15 protein-coding genes are annotated in these 16,809 nt (G+C 37.2%); 5 read left to right on the top strand and 10 right to left on the bottom strand.

Going from position 1 to position 16,809, the window contains the following annotated elements:
* Positions 1 to 382 precede the first annotated feature (382 nt).
* The 4 genes from B5X51_RS14555 to B5X51_RS14540 all read left to right on the top strand — a co-directional run bounded on the left by B5X51_RS14555 (position 383) and on the right by B5X51_RS14540 (position 4,875).
* Positions 383 to 1,807 carry an exonuclease domain-containing protein gene (locus B5X51_RS14555; protein ID WP_079721926.1) on the top strand — a complete coding sequence of 475 codons (1,425 nt, stop codon included), beginning with the start codon at positions 383 to 385 and terminating at the stop codon, positions 1,805 to 1,807.
* A 208-nt stretch (positions 1,808 to 2,015) separates the two neighbouring features.
* Positions 2,016 to 2,738, top strand: coding sequence for an iron-sulfur cluster repair di-iron protein (gene ric, locus B5X51_RS14550; protein WP_079721925.1), 723 nt, complete (start codon positions 2,016 to 2,018; stop codon positions 2,736 to 2,738).
* Positions 2,739 to 2,959: 221 nt separating this feature from the next.
* A complete protein-coding gene (locus B5X51_RS14545; RefSeq protein WP_079721924.1) occupies positions 2,960 to 4,168 on the top strand; it encodes a hypothetical protein in 1,209 nt (402 codons plus the stop codon).
* A 110-nt stretch (positions 4,169 to 4,278) separates the two neighbouring features.
* A complete protein-coding gene (locus tag B5X51_RS14540) occupies positions 4,279 to 4,875 on the top strand; it encodes a Crp/Fnr family transcriptional regulator (protein ID WP_079721923.1) in 597 nt (198 codons plus the stop codon).
* Positions 4,876 to 5,236: 361 nt separating this feature from the next.
* On the opposite strand, the gene B5X51_RS14535 is transcribed toward B5X51_RS14540, so the two are convergent.
* The 8 genes from B5X51_RS14535 to B5X51_RS14500 form a co-directional block, all read right to left on the bottom strand.
* Positions 5,237 to 6,019, bottom strand: coding sequence for an ABC transporter permease (locus B5X51_RS14535; protein ID WP_079721922.1), 783 nt, complete (start codon positions 6,017 to 6,019; stop codon positions 5,237 to 5,239).
* The gene (locus B5X51_RS14530) at positions 6,012 to 6,719 is read right to left on the bottom strand and encodes an ABC transporter ATP-binding protein (RefSeq protein WP_079721921.1); all 708 of its coding nucleotides are present in this window, start codon (positions 6,717 to 6,719) and stop codon (positions 6,012 to 6,014) included. The genes B5X51_RS14535 and B5X51_RS14530 overlap by 8 nt, the downstream gene beginning before the upstream one ends.
* Positions 6,713 to 7,954: a nitrous oxide reductase family maturation protein NosD gene (locus B5X51_RS14525; RefSeq protein ID WP_079721920.1), complete on the bottom strand. Its 1,242-nt coding sequence runs from the start codon at positions 7,952 to 7,954 to the stop codon at positions 6,713 to 6,715. The genes B5X51_RS14530 and B5X51_RS14525 overlap by 7 nt, the downstream gene beginning before the upstream one ends.
* A 4-nt stretch (positions 7,955 to 7,958) precedes the next feature.
* Positions 7,959 to 8,399: a nitrous oxide reductase accessory protein NosL gene (locus B5X51_RS14520; RefSeq protein ID WP_079721919.1), complete on the bottom strand. Its 441-nt coding sequence runs from the start codon at positions 8,397 to 8,399 to the stop codon at positions 7,959 to 7,961.
* Positions 8,400 to 8,410: 11 nt separating this feature from the next.
* Positions 8,411 to 9,028, bottom strand: a complete 618-nt coding sequence (locus tag B5X51_RS14515; protein WP_079721918.1) for a hypothetical protein — start codon at positions 9,026 to 9,028, stop codon at positions 8,411 to 8,413.
* A 90-nt stretch (positions 9,029 to 9,118) separates the two neighbouring features.
* Positions 9,119 to 11,086: a Sec-dependent nitrous-oxide reductase gene (gene nosZ, locus B5X51_RS14510; RefSeq protein ID WP_079721917.1), complete on the bottom strand. Its 1,968-nt coding sequence runs from the start codon at positions 11,084 to 11,086 to the stop codon at positions 9,119 to 9,121.
* Positions 11,087 to 11,124: 38 nt separating this feature from the next.
* Entirely contained in the window at positions 11,125 to 11,718 is a 594-nt protein-coding gene (locus B5X51_RS14505) for a fasciclin domain-containing protein (RefSeq protein WP_079721916.1), read from the bottom strand.
* A gap of 64 nt (positions 11,719 to 11,782) precedes the next feature.
* A complete protein-coding gene (locus B5X51_RS14500; RefSeq protein ID WP_079721915.1) occupies positions 11,783 to 12,298 on the bottom strand; it encodes a c-type cytochrome in 516 nt (171 codons plus the stop codon).
* A 214-nt stretch (positions 12,299 to 12,512) separates the two neighbouring features.
* Here B5X51_RS14500 and B5X51_RS14495 point away from each other — a divergent pair, with 214 nt between their 5' ends.
* On the top strand, positions 12,513 to 13,625 hold the full coding sequence (locus B5X51_RS14495; protein WP_079721913.1) for a DUF6544 family protein: 1,113 nt from the start codon (positions 12,513 to 12,515) through the stop codon (positions 13,623 to 13,625).
* A 44-nt stretch (positions 13,626 to 13,669) separates the two neighbouring features.
* Here B5X51_RS14495 and B5X51_RS14490 read toward each other — a convergent pair whose 3' ends face one another.
* Positions 13,670 to 14,824 (bottom strand): porin, encoded by a 1,155-nt coding sequence (locus tag B5X51_RS14490; RefSeq protein WP_079721912.1) that lies wholly within the window; start codon positions 14,822 to 14,824, stop codon positions 13,670 to 13,672.
* Positions 14,825 to 15,107: 283 nt separating this feature from the next.
* Complete coding sequence (locus B5X51_RS14485; protein WP_079721911.1) at positions 15,108 to 16,748, bottom strand: glycoside hydrolase family 31 protein; 1,641 nt, start codon at positions 16,746 to 16,748, stop codon at positions 15,108 to 15,110.
* Between the last annotated feature and the right edge of the window lie 61 nt (positions 16,749 to 16,809).

The raw sequence follows: 16,809 nt of genomic DNA, 5'->3' as shown, positions 1-16,809 counted from the left end.
GTTACTGCCTAAAGATTAATCTTTAAAAGTTTCCGGAATAAATATTATTACTCCAAAAAATTCAGAAATATGAGATTTTGATAAACAAACAGCCTGTAGGGATGGCTGTTCTGGTAGCTGCTATTAACGAACAACTATCGCTGTTAAATTTTTAACAATATAAGAAGAAGATTAAAATTTTGTAGGAATTACTGATAATTTTTTTTCGACTGCAAAAAAGTGTATAGAAGAACTTAGATCCTGAAATAAATTCAGGATGACCACTTAAAATACTGAAACATCCAGAAGCTTCGGGACAGCTTGACGTAGGCTGAATAGGAATAAATCCAATATTTAGTATTTTTTCCTTTTAAAGCTTCAGAAATAATTATAATTTGGCGGCATGAAAGATGTCAAATTTGCGATAACCGATATTGAAACCACGGGCGGCGGCATTAAAGGCAATAAAATTACCGAAATTTGCGTGCTGGTGGTTCAAAATGGCGAAGTTATAGACGAATACACTTCCCTGGTAAATCCCGGGACCGAGATTCCCCTATACATTGAAACACTTACCAATATTAATGATGAGATGCTTATTGACGCGCCTAAATTCGCTGAGATAGCTCCAGAAATTCAAAAGATCACCAAAGACTGTGTGTTCGTGGCGCACAATGTAAATTTCGATTATAATATTATTAAAGCCGAGTTTGGGAATTTAGACATCAATTTTCAGCGAAAACGTCTATGTACAGTGAGGCTGGCTAAAAAGCTTATTCCGGGGCTGTTTTCTTATAGCCTTGGAAATATTTGTACTTCCATCAATATTCCGCATTACGACAGGCACCGGGCCAAAGGCGATTGTGAAGCTACGGTAACGCTATTTCAACGTTGTTTAGATTTAGACCCCGAATATGAAGTATTCAACAATTTTCTTAATCAAAGAACAGCGGCCTCTTACCTGCCTCCTAATTTTAAAAATTCAGATTTCGAAAAATTGCCTAGTGCAACAGGAGTGTATTTCTTTAAGGATAAAGATGGCATCCCGATTTATATTGGCAAGGCAAAAAATATTAAGAGCAGGGTAAAATCTCATTTCCAGGAAAAATCTAACCGTAAATATAAAATGATGCAGGCCACGTATAGCATAGACTATGAGCTTACCGGGAGTGAAGTGCTTGCCCTCTTGCGGGAATCTGCTTTAATTTTAAAATATTTCCCGGAATTCAATAAGGCACAGAAGAAAGTCAGTCGGCCCTATACGCTTACCTCCTATCACAATCAAAAAGGGATCGAGCAGTTTGTAATTCATAAAAATAAGGTTTCGCCTGTAAGCTGGATGAAGTTTTACACCCGGGAAGAAGCCATTAATTTCCTGGAATTTATTTGTCGGGAATTTGAGCTATGCCCCAGGTATTGCGGCTTGCAAACCGGGGTGGAACATTGCAGTCATTACAAAATTAAAGACTGCAGCGGCATGTGTAAAGGTGAAATAGACCAGCACGAATATAACCACCGGGTTTCTAAAGCGGTAGATTATATTCAGCAATACGAAAATTCCTGCCTGCTGGTGGAAAAAGGAAGAACTAAAGCCGAAAAATCCTTTATTTACCTGAAAAAAGGCCGGTATGCAGGATACGGCTATGTAGAGAATTCAGAAGATTTTAATACCGATCAATTTGAAGATTACCTGATTCCGCAGCAAAATTCGAGTTATTCCGATAGGATTGTAAATAAGTATTTAAGTTCTAAAAAGAATATAAACAGGTTAGATCTTAACCAGGTTGAAGAGGTTGAAGAAATAGAAACAGAAGAATGGTTTGGGTGATTAACGTTTTAAATTTTTGATTTTTCCATTGATGAAAACCCTTCGGCTGCGCTCAGGTTAAACCAAGCCAAGACGTCCAGGCTTACAAAATTTTAAAAATAATTCAAGTTATAGCTACGAATTTTCCCATTATGACCTGACTCATAAATTAGCAGAAGGACAAGGCAGATATTTGTAATGAAATATTGTTCAACTTAAAGCTATTATTATGAATACAGGAACCGTTAAAACCGTAGCCGACTACGTTACCGAAAATATTAAGAATGCTCATTTATTTAAGAAACATGGCATAGATTTTTGTTGTGGCGGCAGCATTAGCTTATCTGAAGCTGCGGCAAAAGCAGAGGTGAATTTAGAGTTGCTTGAAAAAGAATTACAGGAAACAGACTCGGCCGTTAGCGCAGCTTATGATTATAGAAACTGGAAACTGGATTTCTTAACCGATCATATTATAAACGTGCATCACCAGTATGTTCAGGAAAATATTCCACTTCTTATCCAATATGCGGCAAAAGTGGCTAAGGTACACGGCGGCGAGAGAAAAGAGCTTTATAAAATTCAAGAGTTATTCACCCAGGTAGCCCAGGAATTAAGCGCCCACCTAAAGAAAGAAGAACTTATTCTATTTCCATTTATCAAAAAAATGGTAAGAGCCCAGGAAGAAGGCAGCCCGGCACCACAACCTCATTTTGGTAAAATTGATAACCCCATAGAAATGATGGAGGCTGAACACGATGAAGCCGGGGCGATTTTTAAGGAAATTTCAGAATTAAGCGATAATTATACCTGTCCGGACTGGGCCTGTAATACTTACAGAGCATTTTATTCTAAACTGGAAGAGTTTGAAAACGATCTACACCATCATGTACATTTAGAAAATAATATTCTATTTCCCAAAGCAATTGAACTTGAGCGCAGTTTAAACAGTTAGTGAGATTTCATTTTAGGATCCCCAAAACCTAAGAGAAATTTAGTTTTATTTAGAGGTTTGTTTTTAATTGTGTTGAAGCTACCCCGAGTTAGAATTTCTCGGGGTATTTGCTTTTTACTCGATAATCAAGATTTAATGCTCCGAGGATTGCCTGGAATTAAAAAAATCTTCACCTTTAATGCCTCGTTGGCTTGTCACGAGATAATTTACTATATTCAAAAATGTCTCGTTTAGATATAAAGAACCATACATATATTGCCCTTACCTATTTCTTTTTGGCAGCCGGCCTGGGTATTTTACTTCGGCTTTTTTATATAACTCCCATTCCGGGAAATTATAAATATATTATTCACGCTCATTCCCATACCGCTTTGTTAGGATGGGTTTATCTTGCATTAACCACAATTATTTATCGACTGTTTTTTCAGTCTAAAAAGCTTTCAAAAAGATACCGGTACATTTTCCTGGCTACCAATATTAGTTTGCTGGGCATGTTATTTAGTTTCCCTTTCCAGGGCTACGCGGTAATTTCTATTATTTTTTCCACGCTGTTTTTATTTTGCTCCTATTTTTTTACCGCTTATATTCTAAAAAACACACCGGAAAAGCACCGGCAGACTCAATATTTTAAGCTTATAAAAGCCGCCTTATGGTATATGGTTTTTTCCAGTATTGGGCCCTGGGCTTTGGGTGCGATTATGAGCACGCTTGGCAAGGCATCTATTTGGTATAAACTATCTATCTATTTTTATCTTCATTTTCAATACAATGCCTGGTTTTTATTAGCCATTATAGGAATTGCGTTTTACCTGTTTCAACAATTAAAATTGACATTTAATTCCCGCGAGTTTAAGCGGTTTTTCTACCTGTTAAACTCTGGCGTGATCTTAAGTTTCTTTCTTTCTACTTATTGGACCAATCCGCCCACAATTTTCTACGTATTGGGAGGGCTTGGCACCATTTTATTGTTGATTGCTTTTTATCAACTTTTCGCATTTATCCTGCGGAATAAAGATCAGTTGAAAGCTGAATTGAATTCATTTAATTATCAAATTTTAAAGATCGTAGGCATCTTATTGCTTGGGAAGATCTTTATGCAAAGCCTTACAGCAATTCCCTTTTTTGCAGACCTGGCCTTTGAAAACCTGGATTTTGTAATTGGTTATTTACACTGGGTTTTTCTTGGTTTTGTTTCCCTGGTTTTATTCGGTTTTTTAAATTGGTTAAAATTGATCAGGCTTCCCAAAAATGCATTTTATCTTTACCTCAGCGGGTTTCTAATTTCTGAAATGCTTATTTTCTATAAAGGCCTGGTACTTTGGCTGGGACTTCCGTTTTTCAGCAACTATTTCCTGATCCTGGTTTTGGTAAGTGCACTAATTCCTATTTCTGTAGGATGGATTTTAGGATTTAACTTGCGAAAAAAGTAAATTACCTGTTGGTAAGTCCAGAAGGCATTAAATGGAAAATATTAAATTATATTTTCCAATAATAATGCTTCGTGAGCTTGCTCCGAAGTTGTTAACTTTAAAAAAATAAGATGATTAAAGAGAGTATTTTGTTGGATTTTGGAGCTTCAAAAGAAATTTACCATAAAGGAGATCAGCTTTTTGGGGAAGGAGAAATTGCGCTTAATTTTTTCCAAATTATTTCTGGCAAGATTAAAATGAACAATTATAACGCCGATGGCAAAGAGTTTATTCAGGGGTTGTTTTTAGATGGGGAAAGTTTTGGCGAGCCGCCTTTACTGGCCGATGTAAAATATCCCGCAAATGCCGAGGCAATTAAAACTTCAGAAGTCTTAAAATTACCAAAGCTCAACTTTTTAGAACTGCTCACTAAACACCCCGAAACCCACCTAAAACTTACCCGAACGCTAGCAAAAAGGCTTTTCTATAAAGCGATTATGGTTTCTGAAATTTCGAGTCAGGATCCCGAACACCGAATTATCAGGATTCTGGATTATCTAAAACGATATGTACATCACATTGAGGGTGATTTTAAATTTAAAGTAAACCTCACCCGCCAACAAATAGCCGATCTAACCGGACTAAGGGTAGAAACCGTAATTAGGGCTATGAAAGGCCTGGAAAAGAAAGGCGAAATAAAAATTAAAAGCGGAAAAGTTTATCGCTAAGCCCTTAATTTCTTCTTTATAATTTTTTAGATATTCTAAGACAACTTTTTTTTGCATTGCCCAAAAACCCTTCGACTCCGCTCAGGATAAAACAAGCCAAAAAAGTCTAGGCTTACGAAACTTTATCTAAATTTCATCGTTCAATCCCTAAATTTTAGGAACTATCCCGATAAAAATCGGGATCAAACAGCCTGAAATTTTACGGGATTTTTACTTTAAATTTCACGATAAACTTTCGGTAGGCCGAAAAAACCACACTGCTACGAATTACCCCAATCAATATAAAACTTTTTGCCACTCAGTTATAATAGAGCCTTATAGAATAACACCAGAATTATGTAAGAGCCTATTGCTTTCAGATTTAAAAATCTTTTTTAGCTGAAATATATTTAATTCTCCAAACAGGAAGTATCACCCATAAGATCAGCACTGCAATTGAGGTGAATGCTCCCAGGCCGGTTCCAAAAAACTGTTTAAATACTGCACCGGTATAACCCAATAAAGCAGAAATATCCAGTTTCAACAAGATGAGTATCCTGGAAAGATCTATAGGATTAAGCATACTGGCCACCAGGGAGAATTTATCCAAAGGATAGTCCTGAAAATATACCAGCGACAGTAAAAAGAGTCCGTCGTAAACCACGGCCAGGAAAAGCCATAGCAAAATCGCCAGGCCAAAACCTTTTATTTTATTCTCATTAGATAGGGCGATATTAAAAGCTAAAGCAGTAAAAATAAAAGTGAGAAATACCCCCGAAACCAAAAGGGAAGCGAAATCCCAAATTGCCCCCGACTGGAATATGCCGTAGAGAATAAAGGGTAACCCCAATCCAAGAATAAGGCTGGCAGACAAAGAAATAGCGACTCCAAGGTATTGCCCCAGGAAAATAGAACTTCTTCTTACCGGTTGCGCCAGGAGTAGCTCTGTGAACTCCCGCGAATTATAAAAGTACATTACTCCAAATATGGTTCCTATAAGAGGCACCAGGATAATGATCACATTCATTAAAGTGATTACCGCATTGGAAAGATCGTTGTTTAAAAACAACAAAACTACTCCTAAAAGCAAGTAAAAAAAGAAGTAGACGTAGCTCCAGAGGCTACGAGAAAGATCGTAAAAACTATATTTTAATATTTTAAGCATGGTTCTCTGTTAAGATGTTGGCAATGGCATGTTCAAAATCCTTCTCACCTGTGGAGGTTTTAAGCTCCTCTACCGTTCCGTTGAAATAAATTTTACCTTCCAAAAGAAATACAATTCTATCTGATATTTCTTCCACAAAATTCATAATATGTGAAGTAATAAGGATAGTCTTTCCTTTCTCTTTTTCCCGCTGAATAAGCTTCCGCAGGCGAATAAGCGAAACAGGATCCAGTCCTGAGGTTGGCTCATCGAGAATAATTAACGGACTATCAAACATAAAACACAAAACCAGATTTACCTTCTGTTTGCTTCCTCCCGAAAGATTACTAAGCTTTTTCTGCAGAAATGGTTCCAGTTTGAAGAGGTCTATAAGCTCCTGATCCCGGGCTTCTTTACCACGCAGATCTTTGATCATATCAATAAGCTCCTGCACCTTTAAATTGCCGGGGAAATTAGCAATTTGTGGTAGGTAATCTATATTTTTTCGGTAATTCCAGTGTCTTTTTACCCTTTGGCCGTTAACTTCAATTTCTCCCTTTTGGGGTACTACCATCCCGAGGATACTTTTTATAAGCGTGGTCTTGCCAGAGCCGTTTGGGCCTAATACTGCTATAATTCCACTTTCGGGAGTTTTAAGATTAAGTCCGTTTAGTACCACCAGGGAACCAAATTTTTTATGGAGATTTGTAATATTTACCATGAGATTCTTTTCATTTGAGGTTGATCATCCATAAGATCGGCCGGAGTAAAAATAGGAGAAACTTTCTCTGAAAAATCCAGCAAATCTATAAACGTACTTCTTAATAGCACAATCGCTTCAGGGGTTTTATTCACCAAATAAGAGAAGAGGGTAACGGGTCTAAAAGGCACATCTCCAACTCCATCTTTATCCAGGTCGTAACCGGAATAACCGCTCCAGTAATTATTACTGAATTTATTGTTATTGAGTCTTCCTGTATAGGCTACATCAAAGGAATTATATAAGAAATTATTCCGTTTAAAATTGTTATCATAAACAGCACCACGTATCCTTATCGCATAACCATTGTTCCTAAAATCGTTTTCTATATAATTTATTCGGTTGGTATTATCGGCACTAATAGCTATGGTGTTATCTTCAAAAATATTATTCTTTAATTCTGAATCGTTTATTTCTTTTAAAAGAAGTCCGTAGGAAGCGCTACCCCAGTTTTTCCTGAATTGATTATCCTGCATATCAATAAATTTGGAATACATCACGGCAACTCCTGCTCCATTATTTTCAAAAATATTGCCTTTATACAGGTCGTGATCTGAAAACATAAAATGCAGACCATAGCGTAAGTTATCTTTGCATAAGTTATCTATGATCTCAGAATTATTTACAAACTCCAGGTAGATCCCATCTCTAAGACCAATTACTTCATTATTTTTTACTGTTATTTTTTCTGATTTCCAGATATGCACTCCATTTCCGGAAGTAGACTGGCTCTTAGCATCACTGGTAATAATATTTCCAGAAACAATTCCTTCGGAAGCTCTTTCTAAAAGAATTCCGAAAAACACCTGGTCCAACCTGTTATTCTTTACCTCAAAATTTTTGGAGTTTGAAACCAGTATTCCAGCAAAGTCATTGGTATGACTTCTACCCACATTTATAATTTTTAAACCTTCAATAGAAAAATTTTCTGCCCTTATACTCAATGCGGTGCCTTTCATTTCAGCATCTATCACCGGAAAATCTTCCCCTATTATAGTAAGGGATTTATCAATAATACTTATATCGTGTTCTTTATAAGTCCCGCTTTTAATCCTTAGAATATCACCATCTTCGGCCATATCTACTGCAGCCTGGATAGTTTTCACTTCGCAGGTTTTACAGACTTCTATCTCCTGTGCCCGGGAAGTTACTGAAGCAAAAGCGAGAAATAAGAAAAGAAAAAACGACCTTAACATATTATCAATAGCTTGTTGTTAATGAATCATTTTCAAGAAAAATAGTCTTTAATTCCTGCCAGTTGAATATGTCTTCAGATTCTTTATTAACAACGTCACTTTCCTTTTTAAAAGCGGCAAGGTTGCCACCCATAGGAGATTTAATACTGTCATTTATCACAAAACCGGCATTCTTTACGTTTATCATAGTTCCGGGCTGTTCAAAATTAGCAACCAGGTTTATGGGCATATCATAATTATGCTGAAGCTGGTCATTTACCATGCATTCTATAGCATCATACTTATATTGTTTCCCTTTTTCGCTTACAGCCTGTGCAGCATAAGCCTTACTCACAATGGTCATCTCGCAGAAATCACAATTATCATTGCCGTAGTCTATTGGTTGGGGTTCATTGCTGCATGCAGTTAGCAGCCCCAACAGAAAGAGGTAAATTATCTTTTTCATAGCATTAATTTTTATCTAGCCTCGTTTCCTTTGGCTTTCTTCCCAATCCACCAGGCTACTAAAGTTAGTAACATTCCCACAAACATCAAATAGGCACCTGCTTTAGGATAGGAATGTGCTGTAAAATTCAGAATTTTATCAGAGCCTAACAAGGGTGGTTTATAACTTAAAGGATTACCTTCAGAATCGGTTAATTTCATAATTGCTTTAGGATCCAGGTCTGTCCCGTAATCTGTAAGCCAGTTATTAAAATCCATCATTCCTAAGATACCCAAAACGGTCATTAAGATAAGCCAGCCTAAAAACCAGTTTGGATGAATTACTTTAAAGAAGCCCAGTATTCCAAGCAAGGCACCAAGAGCAGCCATTCCGCCAATTACAAGAGGAAAGGTGTTAAATTCCCACATTTCTGCAGGAGTCGGGATTTTCTTCATCCCAATATAGTGGTTTATACCATCTATATTCTGTATATCAAATTCTTCTTCGCCCTCAATTCCACTAATATAAATATTCATCCCCAGAGGATCTGGATATTGTGGAGCTTCCAGTTGGATGTTCCAGAGTGGAAAGACAAACAGGCCTAGCAATAAAGCTGAACCTATTATCATTAAAATTCCTGACTTTTTCATTTGTTAAGGGGATTTTTAAAAGAAAGCGGGTAAACATTCCATCCACCCGCCTTTCTCAATCTAAAAATAACCAGTTTTCAACTAATTAAACTAATTAATCTCTTCATCATCTAAAGTCCATTTTAATGGCACATTAGAATTTTGTCCAGATACTCTTACGTATCCCTGCATCTCCTGGTGCAGCGCAGAACAGAAGTCAGTACAGTAAAATGGCCATACCCCTTCTTTTTTAGGTTCCCAGGTAATTGTTTTGGTTTGTCCGGGCATAATTAAGAGCTCAGATGTGTTGGCACCAATCATAGCAAAGCCGTGTGGTACATCAAAATCCTGCTCCAGGTTAGTAACGTGGAAGAATACCTTATCTCCTACTTTAATACCCTCCAGGTTATCTGGTGAGAAGTGACTTCTCACGGTAGTCATATACACATGAACTTCATTGCCATCACGCTCCATTTTTGTTTCAGACTCGCTTATAGCAGCATATTTGTGCTTGTTTTCATCCAGTCTATAAATCTTTTTAGATTTAGATTTAATTTTATCGGCTGGAATACCGGCAGCATAGTGAGGTTCTCCGTGAGTTGGAAAGTCTAAAAGAAGTTCCATTTTCTCTCCCGAAATATCATATAGCTGTGCAGAGTGTTCTAACTCGGGCCCTGTAGGCAGGTAACGATCTTTGGTAATTTTATTCATAGAGATCATATACTTTCCGTAAGGTTCTCTTGAGTTTCCTCCAGGAATCATAAGGTGACCAACAGAATAGTAACTAGGCTGTCTGTCCAGTACTTCCCAGGTTCCTAATTTCCATTTCACAACTTCAGAAGAAATAAAGAATGTAGTGTAGGCATTTCCTTTACCATCAAACTCGGTATGCAGTGGGCCTAATCCCCCTTCTTTTACTGTTCCTGCCAAAGTAGAATCGAAGTTTAGCACCGGAATGCCATAAGCATCACCATCAAAATCTTTATTTTCAATAGCTGTAAGCATTTTTGAAAAAGAGTGAACGGTTAGATCTGTTGAAAGCTTCCCGTTACCCACAATGTACTCTCCAGATGGATCTACATCACAACCGTGAGGAGATTTTGGAGTTGGCATAAAGTATACCGCACCTTCTACTTCTCTTGGATCTACGGTAAGCACTTTATTTTTCATAGTAGTGGTAGCAGCCTGGGTGCTATGGTCAAAAACATTGTGCGCATATTCAGCATCAATTTCTTCACCACCTCCATTTTTTACATATTCCTGGATTTTCTTCCAGTTTACAGCTGCAATGAAATCTTTATCATTTTGAGAGGCGTTAACTTCCTGCATGGTATGAGCTTCTTCGGTATTATAGGTAGTAAAGAAGAACCAACCGTGAGAATCTCCACGTCCTGGGTGTGAAAGGTCGTAGTTAAATCCTGGCATTTTCAGCTGGAAATCGATATTCATTCTACCATCTTCGCCAACGGCAATAAAGGTAAGTGGACCTTTAAAGTTTCCTTTCATTTGATCTATAGCCATATCTTTTTGTGGATAAGGCACAGAGAAACGGGTTCCTGCAACTACATATTCGGTATTTTCAGTAATAAAAGAAGAAGAGTGATTCCCTGCACTGTGAGGAATCTCAATAATCTCTTCGGTTTCAAAAGTTTCCAGACTAATACGCGCTATCCTTGGCGTGTTATTCTCATTGATAAATATCCAACGTCCATCAAGTTCTCCTTCTGTTTGAGAAATATCGGGATGGTGAGAATCTCCCCATGGTACAAACCCAAAGGAAGTATTTAACATTGGTACTGTTTCCTCTGAATACCCGTAACCATTGGTTGGAAATTGAGAAAAAACAGGGATCTCCTTAAGCATTCTTCCGGAAGGCAAACCGTAAACCGTAAGGTTACCACTATATCCACCTGAAAGGAATGCATAGTATTCGTCATGTTCTCCCGGCGCTACGTAAACACGCTCGGCTGCATTAGAAGTGATAGCTCCCGATTTTCCCTCGGAAGATGCATCATTGCCACATGATTGGATAAATAGCCCCAGAACACCCAGGACCGCGATTTTAAAAATATTTTTCATTAGTTTAGGTTTTAATTTATTGTTTGAGATTGGATTGATTATTCTTTAGGTAAAATGACGTCTTCTATTACATGCACCCACCCGTTACTTACTTTAACGGTACCTATAATTTTAGCTCCTCCTACAAGAATATCTTCTCCTTCTTTGCTAACCTCTACATTCTCTCCAGATGCCATATATAGGGTACGTCCCTTTCTTATATTTTTCTCCAGCATATCTATTGGATAATTACTGGGGGCCACATGATTTTTAAGGATATAAGCCAGTTTAGACTTGTTTTCTGGTTTTAAAAGATCTTCAACAGTGCCTTCGGGTAGTTTGTTGAAAGCTGCATTTGTAGGAGCAAAAACCGTGAGCGGCCCAACATTAACAAGTGCATTTTCAACACCTGCAGCTTGCACTGCTGCTACCAAAGTAGTGTGATCTTTAGAATTAATGGCTAAGCGCAAAGCATTTGGATTTTCGCTATCGCCTTCTATAAAAGCCTGACCCTTATTGGAGCCAACATTATCTACAGTTTCAGTATCCGCGGAAGGAGTATCATCTTCATCAGTTTTGTTATCCTTGCAGCCAATAAGTATAGTGACACTTAAAAGCAGGATACAGGTTAAAAAAAAGGAGGAGTTTTTCATTGTTGATTGGTTTAATTAGGTTTTAGTTTGTTTTTAGTCTCACTTATTGCCCTTCTACAGCCATCTATTCTTGTACATCATATTGCCTAAAGTACTCTACGATAGCTCTAGCCTCATCTTCTTTAAGCCCCTGATTAGCCATTACAGCCATATTTGATTCAATTAATAATTTTTTAGCGATAGGATCTTTTTTGATCATTTCTTCAGGATTAAGAATCATGTTCATAATCCATTCTGGTGAACGTCTTTCGGTAACCCCAGCAATTGCGGGCCCTACAAATTTCTTATCCATTTTATGACAGGCAGAACACATTTTTTTGAAGATATCTGCACCATTAGTTGCCATTTCAGCATTGATATCTGCGGGTAGCTCAATAGATTTTACCGGACCAATGCCTTTATTTGCTAAAGGATCACCAGAATCCTGAGATGTGTTGTCGGTTTCAACTTTTTCTTTTTTAGGTTGCGAACCGTAATCATCTAAGCGAAGATCTTCTTTTTTGTCTTTTTCTGAATTTCCGCAGGCTGCGAAAGAAAATACCAGGACTATAGCCAACCCTAGTTTTACAATTAATTTCATAATGTTTGTTTTTAATTTCTGAAGTAAAATTAACAGACCTATTAATCTTAATTTATGACCCCAATCATACTAATAGAATTAAAATTCTTAACAAGGTGGAGCTGATTTAACTCAAAAACAGGTTCTTAGGTTGCGAAAAAAAATCTCATAAAGATTTAGAAAGTAAAAAACCTGCTATCTTTATAAGAGTTAAAGTATTTATAAGGCAGAAAATATGCGAATAACCTTATCTATATTAATTATAATACACGGAGCTATCCATTTTTTCGGATTTCTAAAAGCCTTTGGCTTTTCAGAATTTAATGCTATTTCCCAGCCAATTTCCAAAACCTTTGGTGTGCTTTGGTTAATCGCCTTTCTCTTATTTGCGGTTACTTTAATCTTGTTTTTAAGTTATTCTCGTTATTGGTTTGTATTTGCAATTTTGGCCGTAATACTTTCTCAATTTTTAATAATTAATTACTGGACCGATAGCAAATTCGGAACAATAATAAACCTGGTAATTCTTATTGCCGTATTTATCGCTTTTTCAACATTCAGTTTTCAAAAAAAGGTGACTACTGAGATAAACAATTTGTTTACTGACTCTAAAAATTCAGAAAAAAATATTATCACAGAACAAATGCTTAGAGGCCTACCTAATCCTGTAAAAAAATGGCTTTGCACTAGCGGAATTCCGGGTAAAGAAAAAATTCAGCATATTTATTTAGAGCAGGAGATACAAATGTTGATGAAACAGCAACAAAAAGATTGGATGAAAGCGAAAGCCAGACAGTACTTTAGTGCAGAACCTCCAGCTTTTAACTGGATGATTAATCTTAATATGAAGCCGGGCATAAAGGTAGTAGGCAGGGATAAATTTGAGGATGGAAAAGGAGAAATGCTTATAAAATTATTATCAGCCATTCCTGTTGTAAACGCTAAAGACAGTGAAAAAATAGATCAGGCCACGTTGCAAAGATATTTAGCCGAAATTGTTTGGTTTCCCTCTGCAGCTACAAGTCCATATATAGCCTGGGAGTCTATAGATGACCAAGCTGCAAAAGGCACTATGAATTTTAAAGGAACGCAGGGTTCGGGCGTATTTTATTTTGATGAAAAGGGTGATTTTAAAAAATTTGTAGCAATGCGCTATAAAGATGCCAGTGATACCAAGCCTTCTCAATGGACTGTTACTGCAAAAGAAACCGGGCTCCGGAATGGCATAAGAATACCGGTGAAATGTGAAGTAGCCTGGGAATTGGACAATAAGACCTGGACCTGGTTAAAACTAAAGGTAGCTGATATAAAATATAATCTCCAGTCCTCAATTTGTAATAGACAATGAGCTTTAGAAATTATAACATTCTAGCTCAAGAGGTTTATTTAAATCTATAATAACAATAAGGGGGCTATAATACCCACCCTCACTTCATTTCTGTTATAATTGGCTGCACCTAGCTGTTCTACAGCATAATTTGAATAATCATAATAACGGCCAATATAAGCAAAGAAAAACCTGATATCAATTTTCTTAAATGGGCTATAATATAATGTCGGCACCATTCCGTAGCTTGTTCTCAAGTGAGTACGATTAGTTGTAGCGTCACCATAGGCACTGCTGGTCATTAGACTTAATAAGCCTTTAAATTTTGAGCTGAAACGGTATTCTGCTCTTAACCAGTTTTCAATATATAAGGCATCTTCAGCCACCGATTCTTCAGCCATAATTTCTGTCACAATACCCTTAGTATCCACTTCCTCATAGCTGTAATTAAAATCGTACATCAAGCTAAGGTTACGGTTCTGGTATTTATTCCCTAAAGTAAAAAAATAGGTACCTCTACTTTTTACCTGGTTGGAATAACTAAGACTGTAAATAGTTTGAATTTTTCCGTCAAAAAAGCTTCCACGCCAGTTTCCAACAATTGCTACCGGCCAATCGGGTTCCTGGATATTTTCTGCAACCACATCACCGTAAATATCGTCGTAAAGCATAGTACGCGAGTTTAACACCTGGAATCCGAATTTGTGACCTCCTATAGGTTTATAAGTAATACCAGCCCCGGTAACAAATGCCAAAGCATTACTTTGAATATCATTATATTCCAGAACCTCGAGAGCCTTGAACTCATATTCATAACCACCGTAGAAAGCATAGGTTTTTCCAAGAATAATATCAAGAGTAGGACTGGCTTTTATGTTTAAGTAGGCCAGTTCAATATTACTACCAAGTTGATCCAGTGATTGTATATCGCTGCCTTTATTAAAGCGATTTCTAAAACTGAAGTTCACTCTATCGTGCAGTTTCGCCGAGAATCCAAGGGCTGTAAAACCATTTTCAAACTGTATCCCGTTATAATAACGATCTCCGCCCCTAAAAGTATACGCCTGAAACTCAGTACGCATATCAAAGGTGATATTTAAATTTTTTAAGAGGTTTTTCTTTTCTAACGAGATAAGAGGTTCCTGTAAAGTGTCGTTCACCTGCGAAAACCCCAGCATAGGAATTAACAAAAGTGCACTTATTAAAAATGACTTTATCATAAGGCAGCAGTTAGAGTTTCATTTTTTTGTGAGATTGTGGTTAGATGCAACCTCAATGCATGTGTTTGTTTCAATACGGAAACCCTATTAATAAAGTATCCTTTTTAAATCTACTAAAATTTTATTGAAAATACATTAAAGCCTGGATGTTTTACGAATTCTGATGTATTTGAATATCTGAACATTCTTTAAACAAAGGAGGGTTTCAGAATCCTTTATCAAATTCTGAACCCCTCTGATTTCTATTTTTTTGATTAAGAAAGTTTACTTAAAAACTATGTACCTACTTAGTTACCTTCCTAAAATAAGGCAGTTCGTCTAAACCAGCCTGCACCACTTTTTTTGTAGGGCCTTTAATTACTTTACCCGAAGCATCTTTCCATTTTCCTTTTGGAAACTGAACACTTCGTTCTCTTTTTCCTTTTTTTAATACGGGAGCGACCAAAACCTTATCGCCTAACATAAACTGATCTTTTACCAGTTTAAATCCCTTATTTGGAAAGCTATATTCCATAGTACGAACAATAGGTTCACCGGTTTTAGCCGATTCTTCGGCAAGCCTCATAATAAGTGGTGTAAATTCTTTTCGTAAAGCTGCACTTTTCTTTACTGCCTCCAGGTGTTCCCTATCTAAAATACGCCAGGGAGCTACCGAAAACTGCATCATAGGCATTAAAGCATGTACCTGTGCCGAACGCACAATAAGTTCCTGATCTATGGTTTCAGCATTAAGAAATGACGAGAACTCTCCGCCTCCTATCATATCGGGGGCGCTGTAGGCATATCCCATCAATCCCTGTACGGTAATATTGGGAATTAGGGTAGAAAGATCTCCCCATCTATGTCCTTTATCACTAAGGCGCTGTGCCAGGGGTTGCCCTCCCATTTTCCACATCGCACGATATTCATTTAAAGGAAAATTGAGACCTATTTCTCCAAAAAGTTTAGCGTGCTCATTGGGGGTAGTATTCGGCTTATGAGAAACCAATACATCGGGATAGAAATTAAAATCACCTGCATCCAGTTTAAAGCCGTCTACGCCATAGTTTTCCTGAAGGTGTTCCAATTCTCCTCTAAACCAGTCTTTAGCATCAGGATTAGAAAAATCTAATAAAGCACTTACGCCGTTCCACCAATGGATCATCGCAGGTTGGTTAGGTGGCAAAAGGCCTGTTTGAGTAGTTTTCGCTGTTTCAGGATTTTTTAAAAACAACTCTCTTTTTGCTAAATCCCTGTAAACATCACTATCCGGACTTACAAAAGGGCATACCCACAGCATCACTTTAAAACCCAGCTGGTGCAATTCATTTATCATCGCTTTGGGGTCTGGAAATCTCTCTTTATGGAAATTCCATTTCCCATAATCTTCCTGCCAGTTATCGTCTATCATAAGTACTCCAGGTGGCAGTCCGTTATCTATAATCGCGTGGGCATATTCTAAAATATCCTTTTGGTTTTGATTATACATAAGCTCTATCCAGGTGTTATATTGAGGAGCTTTAAAAAGCAATTCATCTGGTAATTCTCCGGTAGTTGGGAAATAATTTTCCGAAGCATATTTGTAAGCATCTTTTAAGGTCTTTCCGGCTTGAACAATTTTTATATCGCCCCTTGCCTCCAAGGCTATTTCATTTTCAGAAAAACTGAATGCAAAAGGTTCTTCAGACCATATTACTCGTCCCATGCTGGAAACCAATAAAGGTTGTACCTGGTTATATTTATTGGTTCCATACATATCGAAAGAATAGCCGGAGGAAAAAGGCATATTATGCCCATCGCTAACTGCCCCACCCCACCAGGATTCATTTTTCAGAATTTCTACTTCTTTGCTGGTTTGGGCTTGAATTGAAAAACTGAAAAAGCTGAGTATAACAAGGTAGAAAACGCTTGTCTTATATATTTTTTTAGATTGCCTATTGTTCATTTCTGTTTGTATTAGTCATTAAATTATTTACTGCATCAGTAGTTTCGAGTCTTCCGGTAAT

The sequence above is a fragment of the Salegentibacter holothuriorum genome (genome assembly GCF_900168045.1).
Lineage (GTDB): Bacteria > Bacteroidota > Bacteroidia > Flavobacteriales > Flavobacteriaceae > Salegentibacter > Salegentibacter holothuriorum.
This window is presented reverse-complemented; position numbering and strand designations above follow the sequence as displayed.

Coding starts and splice junctions, on each gene's coding strand:
- B5X51_RS14555 (WP_079721926.1), top strand. CDS start 383: ATGAAAGATGTCAAATTTGCGATAACCGATATTGAAACCACGGGCGGC.
- ric (WP_079721925.1), top strand. CDS start 2,016: ATGAATACAGGAACCGTTAAAACCGTAGCCGACTACGTTACCGAAAAT.
- B5X51_RS14545 (WP_079721924.1), top strand. CDS start 2,960: ATGTCTCGTTTAGATATAAAGAACCATACATATATTGCCCTTACCTAT.
- B5X51_RS14540 (WP_079721923.1), top strand. CDS start 4,279: ATGATTAAAGAGAGTATTTTGTTGGATTTTGGAGCTTCAAAAGAAATT.
- B5X51_RS14535 (WP_079721922.1), bottom strand. CDS start 6,019: ATGCTTAAAATATTAAAATATAGTTTTTACGATCTTTCTCGTAGCCTC.
- B5X51_RS14530 (WP_079721921.1), bottom strand. CDS start 6,719: ATGGTAAATATTACAAATCTCCATAAAAAATTTGGTTCCCTGGTGGTA.
- B5X51_RS14525 (WP_079721920.1), bottom strand. CDS start 7,954: ATGTTAAGGTCGTTTTTTCTTTTCTTATTTCTCGCTTTTGCTTCAGTA.
- B5X51_RS14520 (WP_079721919.1), bottom strand. CDS start 8,399: ATGAAAAAGATAATTTACCTCTTTCTGTTGGGGCTGCTAACTGCATGC.
- B5X51_RS14515 (WP_079721918.1), bottom strand. CDS start 9,028: ATGAAAAAGTCAGGAATTTTAATGATAATAGGTTCAGCTTTATTGCTA.
- nosZ (WP_079721917.1), bottom strand. CDS start 11,086: ATGAAAAATATTTTTAAAATCGCGGTCCTGGGTGTTCTGGGGCTATTT.
- B5X51_RS14505 (WP_079721916.1), bottom strand. CDS start 11,718: ATGAAAAACTCCTCCTTTTTTTTAACCTGTATCCTGCTTTTAAGTGTC.
- B5X51_RS14500 (WP_079721915.1), bottom strand. CDS start 12,298: ATGAAATTAATTGTAAAACTAGGGTTGGCTATAGTCCTGGTATTTTCT.
- B5X51_RS14495 (WP_079721913.1), top strand. CDS start 12,513: ATGCGAATAACCTTATCTATATTAATTATAATACACGGAGCTATCCAT.
- B5X51_RS14490 (WP_079721912.1), bottom strand. CDS start 14,824: ATGATAAAGTCATTTTTAATAAGTGCACTTTTGTTAATTCCTATGCTG.
- B5X51_RS14485 (WP_079721911.1), bottom strand. CDS start 16,748: ATGAACAATAGGCAATCTAAAAAAATATATAAGACAAGCGTTTTCTAC.